Source organism: Photobacterium proteolyticum, assembly GCF_001939735.1.
Lineage (GTDB): Bacteria > Pseudomonadota > Gammaproteobacteria > Enterobacterales > Vibrionaceae > Photobacterium > Photobacterium proteolyticum.
In genome coordinates, this window is sequence record NZ_MJIL01000061.1 from 1 (window position 1) to 6,250 (window position 6,250).

The following is a 6,250-nucleotide window of genomic DNA, read 5'->3' on the forward strand; positions in this document are numbered from 1 at the left end:
CTGATGCTGACCGCTGAAATAACCATGGCTGATGTTATCGGGGGCTTAAACAAAACGATATTCCAATATGCGACTGAAAGTTACGGAGAACAAATGGCCGGACTGGGGGCTGGTAACAACCCCGATGCAACCTCTAACGATGGTGTCGAAGGCTATCGAATCATTAATTGGGGGGTCATGGCTCCAGCAGCGAATTGGGAAATCGGATATCAGCTCGTATATGCCAACTCAAGTTTTGACAGTAAGGACGATCACTCTATTTTTAATATAGTTGCCCGCCCAATGTACAAGTGGGATGATAACATGCGAACCATATTTGAGGCAGGCTGGTTTACTGAAGAAAATGATAACGTTGATAGCTCTGGTAGTAAGCTAACCTTAGCCCAAGCTTGGGCTGCCGGCAGCAGCTTCTGGGCCCGTCCTGAGCTTCGAATATATGCCAGTTACCTGAGTGATTATGAAAATGATGATGCTTTTGGAACCGGAAACGACACGGAATACAACCTAGGTGTCCAGGTAGAAGCATGGTGGTAAACCAAATGGTTCTGTCGCAAAGTTTTGCTGAAAGACAAATGTACTGATTCTGGATGCAACTAGGCTGCTAACGCATAAAACTGCTCACANGGGTGTCCAGGTAGAAGCATGGTGGTAAACCAAATAGAGATCAGGGAATGATAAAGTCAAAAATCAGAACAGTATGCCTATCGGTCGTTTTTGCTGCAGGCTGTGTATCAACAGCTGAAGTCAGCACTCAGGCAAAGAATCCTGCCAGTAGTAACGTCGCTGCTCCGGCAGAATTAAGCTGGCAGGAACTGAGCCTCCCGATAGATATCAATTTTGAATTTGACGAAAAAAGTCAGGTACTGCTGGACGCTAACAGTACAGGTCCGGTAGCCAGTTTCATTATTCCAGTCGACAATACTCCTATCGACATGGTTCTAACAAGCCATGTCGATAACGAATTAACTCTTTATATACCGAATATATTGATCACCAACTCCAAGGGAGAAGAGCTTTACCACATCAAATCAAATGAATTCAAATATATACCGGCAAGGCTATTAGATGGCGATCAAGTCCAGACGCAATTTACCATTGCTCCGCAGGTCGGAACACGACAAGTTAATGTCTTGATCTACACCACGATCGAAGATCTAAAAGGTAGCACAACCATTATTCATCCAGCCAAAGCACTCGCGATCGGAAAAGGCAATCAGCCACCGAGTATCCCTGATCTTACAGCAACGCATAGCAAGTATGGTCAACTCAGTTTAACTGTATCGTCAGCGAATCAACTCCCAATTCGCCCTACTCTAGGTTATGTGCCAGCAAGCGATACCAAACATACCTACTATCTGAATTCCATACAATATAGCGTAGAGCAAGGTGATATGGATCATGCTATTACGTTACTGAATGAAGCAGAAAAGCTTGGTATCCCGAATGCGAGAGCGACGTTTATCAATGCTGTTCAAATTCAAAATGAGCATAAAAGTGCAGAGTAATAGCTTGCCAAAAATAGTTGAAAGATCTTCGCTAGAGGCGGGTCTTCTTATTAGTAACCTCCCCCAAAGGATACCGATGACTATGAAGATTAAACTTATATTACTCCCGTTGCTAGGTAGCAGCTTGCTTATTAGTCTTCCAGCCTTTGCTGATTTAAGAGACATTGGTCGATACGATTCAAAGGGACTTTATGAACCAGGCTACGTAAATTACCAGCATGCTAGAGAACGCAGCTCAACACCAAATGAGGATTCCAACCACTTAGATAAGATTGGATTTATAAATTCATCTGGCCATTATGAGCCGAATTATGTTAATTACCCTTCACCAAAAAGCCAAAATGGGCATAATAAGACCGAGTTAGAACTGCTTACTGAAAAGGGGCACTACAACCAAAACGGTATTTACGAGCCAGGCTATGTAAATTACCGCCACTGAATGCATTTATTGAACAGCTCAGCTAATGCTCAATATTCCATTAGCTGAGTTAGATAATGCATTTCAGTTTTTGGGGGGCTTAACCTTTCACACCACCAGCAGTCAAACCACCGACTAAGAATTTCTGTGCCAACAGGAATACCGTAGTGATTGGAATTGCTGACAATACTGCTGCTGCGGCAAAGTCACCCCATAGGTAATTCTGAGGATACAGATACTGCTGCATACCCACAGCCAGCGTATAGTTGTTTACGTCAGTCAGCAGTAATGAGGCTACAGGTACCTCTGTCACCACACCAATGAACGACAGAATGAATACTACTGCCAGAATTGGTACTGATAATGGTAGCAGTACAAAACGGAATGCCTGCCATGGTGTTGCCCCGTCAAGTGCAGCCGCCTCTTCCAAAGACCTGTCAATAGTCTCGAAGTATCCCTTGATAGTCCACACGTGTAGTGCAATGCCACCTAGATAAGAGAATATAAGGCCACCATGGGTATTCAAACCCAGGAACGGAATGTACTGTCCCAAGCGATCAAATAATGCGTAAAGAGCGACCAGAGCAAGTACTGCCGGGAACATCTGAAAAATCATCATCCCTTTTAAAATAGTACTCTTCCCCTTAAAGCGCATACGAGCAAAAGCGTAAGCACTGGTCGTTGAAAGCGCAACGATAATGATTGAAGTAATACCAGCTACTTTAACCGTGTTCCACAGCCATAGCATTACTGGGAATGGCGGAGGTGTCACGCTACCATCCCGGTTTTCGACAGAAAAGCCCAATGCGAGACGCCAATGATCTAACGTTGGATCACTTGGGATCAACTCACCGCCTGCAAAGTTACCTTCACGAAATGAAATTGCTACGATCATCAACAACGGGAAAATCGTCACCGCCAGAAACAGGCACAAACCAATGTGGGTCACCCATACTCGGTATTTTAATGATTTCGGTTGTACCATTGGCATGACGTTTCTCCTCAATCCTGCTCTAAGGCCGTCTTGGTAAACTTCAAATTTAGTAGTGCCATACCGCCAACCATCAGGAAAATAATGGTTGCAATTGCACCGGCCAAACCAAAGTCCTGACCGCCACCGCCTTCAAAGGCAATACGGTAGGTATAACTAACAAGCAAATCTGTATAGCCCGCAGGCTCGGACGTTCCTACCATGTTTGGTCCTCCTGCCGTCAGCAGCTGAATCATGACAAAATTGTTGAAATTGAATGCAAAACTTGCAATCAGTAATGGCGTTAACGGTTTGATCAGCATAGGCAATGTGATCTTGAAGAAATTTTGAATGGGGCCTGCGCCATCAATCGCTGAGGCTTCGTACAAATCTTCAGGAATTGACTTCAGCAGTCCCATACACAGGATCATCATGTAAGGAAAGCCAAGCCAGGTATTGACCAGAACAACCATTATCCGAGCCATCGTAGGCTCTGAGAACCAGGGTAGTTTCACGCTGAAAAGCGCATCAAGCAGCATGTTAATTTCACCAAAGCTTTGGTTAAACAGGCCTTTAAAAATCAAAATTGAGATAAATGATGGTACTGCATATGGCAGAATCAGCAGCACTCGGTAAATGCTACTGCCCTTTAGCGGCTCCCACTGAACGATACAAGCCAAGATCATCCCCATAGCTAACGTCAGGGCAACAGACAGGAAGGCAAATACAACCGTCCACACGAAGATCCCAAAGAAAGGTTCTTTGATACCATCATCGGTCATAACGCGCTCGAAGTTCGCGCCACCAACACCAACAACGAATCCAGGGGAAATTGGCTCACCAACAAAATGACCTTCACTATCGACTGATTGATAAAAACCAGTTTCCATATTTGGCTTATAAAGCTGCTGAGTCTGATTATTCAGCATACTTAGGCCATCATCCTGAACAGTAAATAAAGGCATTTTTGCTGCGAATTTGCGCAGACCGCTCATCCTGATTTCAAGGCCGTTCGGCATCACTAATTCAACTTTTGCCAAATTGGAGCGGTTCTGGACAATTGCTTTAATCTTCTCTTTTTCGCCCGGGACACTTTCAACTTTGCTCAGTAACAACTTATCAGATGGAGGGCTTGAAATATCAAACACATCAGAAGCCAATAAATCGTCATCAACCTGAATCACCAGCCGATGGCCACTTTCAACTTTGTAGAGCTCAAAGCGATAACTTTCACCTGACTGGAAGCTTCTCTGCTCCAGAACGGCCTGGGTCCTGTCCAGCGATAGCTGGTTCGACGCACTATAGTTAGTAAAAGCAAGCCCAACGGTATAAACCAAAGGGAAAATAATAAAGACAAGCATCCCGGCAACGCCCGGGAAGATATAACGGTGGGCGTATGTTCTGTTGCTTCCGAAAATATACAGAGCAAGTGCAGTTAAAACAACGGTCAGAAGTGCAAAAGGAATTTCGCCCTTTGCACACATCAATACAGTAGCATAACCGTTAACTACACCGATCATGCTTAACAGCGACCATTTCATCCACTTGCGATAATTGAAGTTAGAACTTTTCTGTTGTGATATCAAAGCCCGTCACCTTGAACTGACTACATCTCAGCACCCTGCTAGCAAAAAAGGACAAACAATGGGGAGAACTTCCTCTCCCCACTAGGCATTTACTTCAGCATGTGACCAGCAGCTTCGTTCAACGCATCATCAACACCCTGACGACCGTCTACAACGTTCTTGATTGCATTACCTTGGGCATACCAGAATGCAGCCATCTGTGGAACGTTAGGCATGATTTCGCCGTTCATTGCATTATCCATAGTGGCTGCAATTCGTGCATCCTTGTCTAACGTCTTCTGGAATGATTTCAGCGCTACCGCGCCTAGTGGCTTGTCATCATTAACCTTGCCAAGGCCTTCGTCTGTCAGCAGATAGTTTTCAATAAACTCTACCGCCAGATCCTGGTTTGGTGACGCAGAGCTGATGCCCGCAGTCAAAATGCCGACAAACGGCTTCGATGGACTGCCGTTTAACTTAGGAAGAACGGCAACACCATAGTTAATGCCAGACTTCTCAACGTTGTCCCAAGACCATGGACCATTGATAGTCATCGCGACATTACCTTTAATAAACTCAGCCTCAGAGATGCTGTAGTCCATATCTGGCGAGATGACTTTCTTGTCTACCAACGACTTGATGAAATTCATCCCCCGTTTGGCACCGGCATTATTAACACCAACGTCCTTCACATCATATCCGTTAGCCGTGAATTTGAACGCGTAGCCGCCGTCAGCAGATAGTATTGGCCATGTGAAATAGGGCTCTTTCAAATTCCACATGATAGCTTTCTTGCCGTCTTTCTGAAGCTTCTTGTCTAGTGCTTCGATGTCTTCCCAGTTTTTAGGTGGGTTAGGAACAAGATCCTTATTATAAATCAGAGAAAGTGCTTCAACGGCAACCGGGTAACCAATGTACTTACCGTCGTATTGTACCGCGTCCCAAGTAAAATCAATGATCTTGTTTTTTACTTCTTTAGATGGCTTAATTTCTACCAACAGGCCCGATTTCGCATAACCACCAAAGCGGTCGTGTGCCCAGAAAACAATATCCGGACCATCACCCGCTGCAGCCACCTGCGGGAACTTTTCTGCCAGGCCATCAGGAAAAGCCACGGTTACTTTAACACCGGTATCTTCTTCAAACTTCTTACCGACTTCAGCCAGGCCGTTATAGCCTTTGTCACCATTGATCCAAATAGTAAGCTGGCCTTCTTCTATTGCGGCATGTGCGTATATTGAGCCAAGGGCGGCAAGGGTACAAATAACTACAATACCAAGGACTTTATTCATTTTTTACATCCTTCATGATTGTTATATCTCGTACTGCAGAACAATCTCTCCAGCACAATTTCAGTCTGTATCGTCCATCAGAATTGAGCAGTCGGCTTCATCCTGAGCCCCTCAACAAAAATGAGGTTACCTTTTAGTGTCTAGTAATTATAACAACACACACAACAGGGTAGATAAGCAAGACTGCGAACTTTTATTATATGCGAAGTGCAGTTTCTTGAGGCTGATATTGGGGAGGAGGGGCTAGAAAAGAAAATGCAGCTCCTTCGAGCTGCATATATTCGTCATTACTGTTGGTCACTTCGATGTGTCCAACGCATTACGCCTGACTAGATTATTGTGAAGCTTTCTCTCGTGTTTCGGTTAAACGTCGAGTTAAGTCAATAATATTCTGGCGAGTAAAGATATCATCCAACGTTGTTGAAAGCTTACGGCGCCAGTTTGGATACTCATCGACGGTTCCCGGAATATTGACTGGCTGGTCCATTTCTAACCAGTCT

General features: G+C 44.7%; 6 protein-coding genes. 3 read left to right on the plus strand and 3 right to left on the minus strand.

The window, feature by feature from the left end; genetic code table 11:
- The 3 genes from BIT28_RS10285 to BIT28_RS10295 all read left to right on the plus strand — a co-directional run.
- On the plus strand, positions 1-534 hold a 534-nt coding region (locus BIT28_RS10285; protein WP_175577514.1), incomplete at its 5' end, for a carbohydrate porin.
- Between the two features lie 137 nt (positions 535-671).
- Positions 672-1,505, plus strand: a complete 834-nt coding sequence (locus BIT28_RS10290; RefSeq protein WP_075763474.1) for a MalM family protein — start codon at positions 672-674, stop codon at positions 1,503-1,505.
- A gap of 82 nt (positions 1,506-1,587) precedes the next feature.
- Positions 1,588-1,944, plus strand: coding sequence for a hypothetical protein (locus BIT28_RS10295; RefSeq protein ID WP_075763478.1), 357 nt, complete (start codon positions 1,588-1,590; stop codon positions 1,942-1,944).
- A gap of 79 nt (positions 1,945-2,023) precedes the next feature.
- Here BIT28_RS10295 and malG read toward each other — a convergent pair whose 3' ends face one another.
- The 3 genes from malG to malE form a co-directional block, all read right to left on the minus strand.
- Entirely contained in the window at positions 2,024-2,914 is an 891-nt protein-coding gene (gene malG / locus BIT28_RS10300) for a maltose ABC transporter permease MalG (RefSeq protein WP_075763475.1), read from the minus strand.
- Positions 2,915-2,925: 11 nt separating this feature from the next.
- Complete coding sequence (malF, locus tag BIT28_RS10305; RefSeq protein ID WP_075763476.1) at positions 2,926-4,479, minus strand: maltose ABC transporter permease MalF; 1,554 nt, start codon at positions 4,477-4,479, stop codon at positions 2,926-2,928.
- 89 nt (positions 4,480-4,568) lie between these two features.
- Entirely contained in the window at positions 4,569-5,750 is a 1,182-nt protein-coding gene (gene malE, locus BIT28_RS10310; protein ID WP_075763477.1) for a maltose/maltodextrin ABC transporter substrate-binding protein MalE, read from the minus strand.
- Positions 5,751-6,250: the final 500 nt, after the last annotated feature.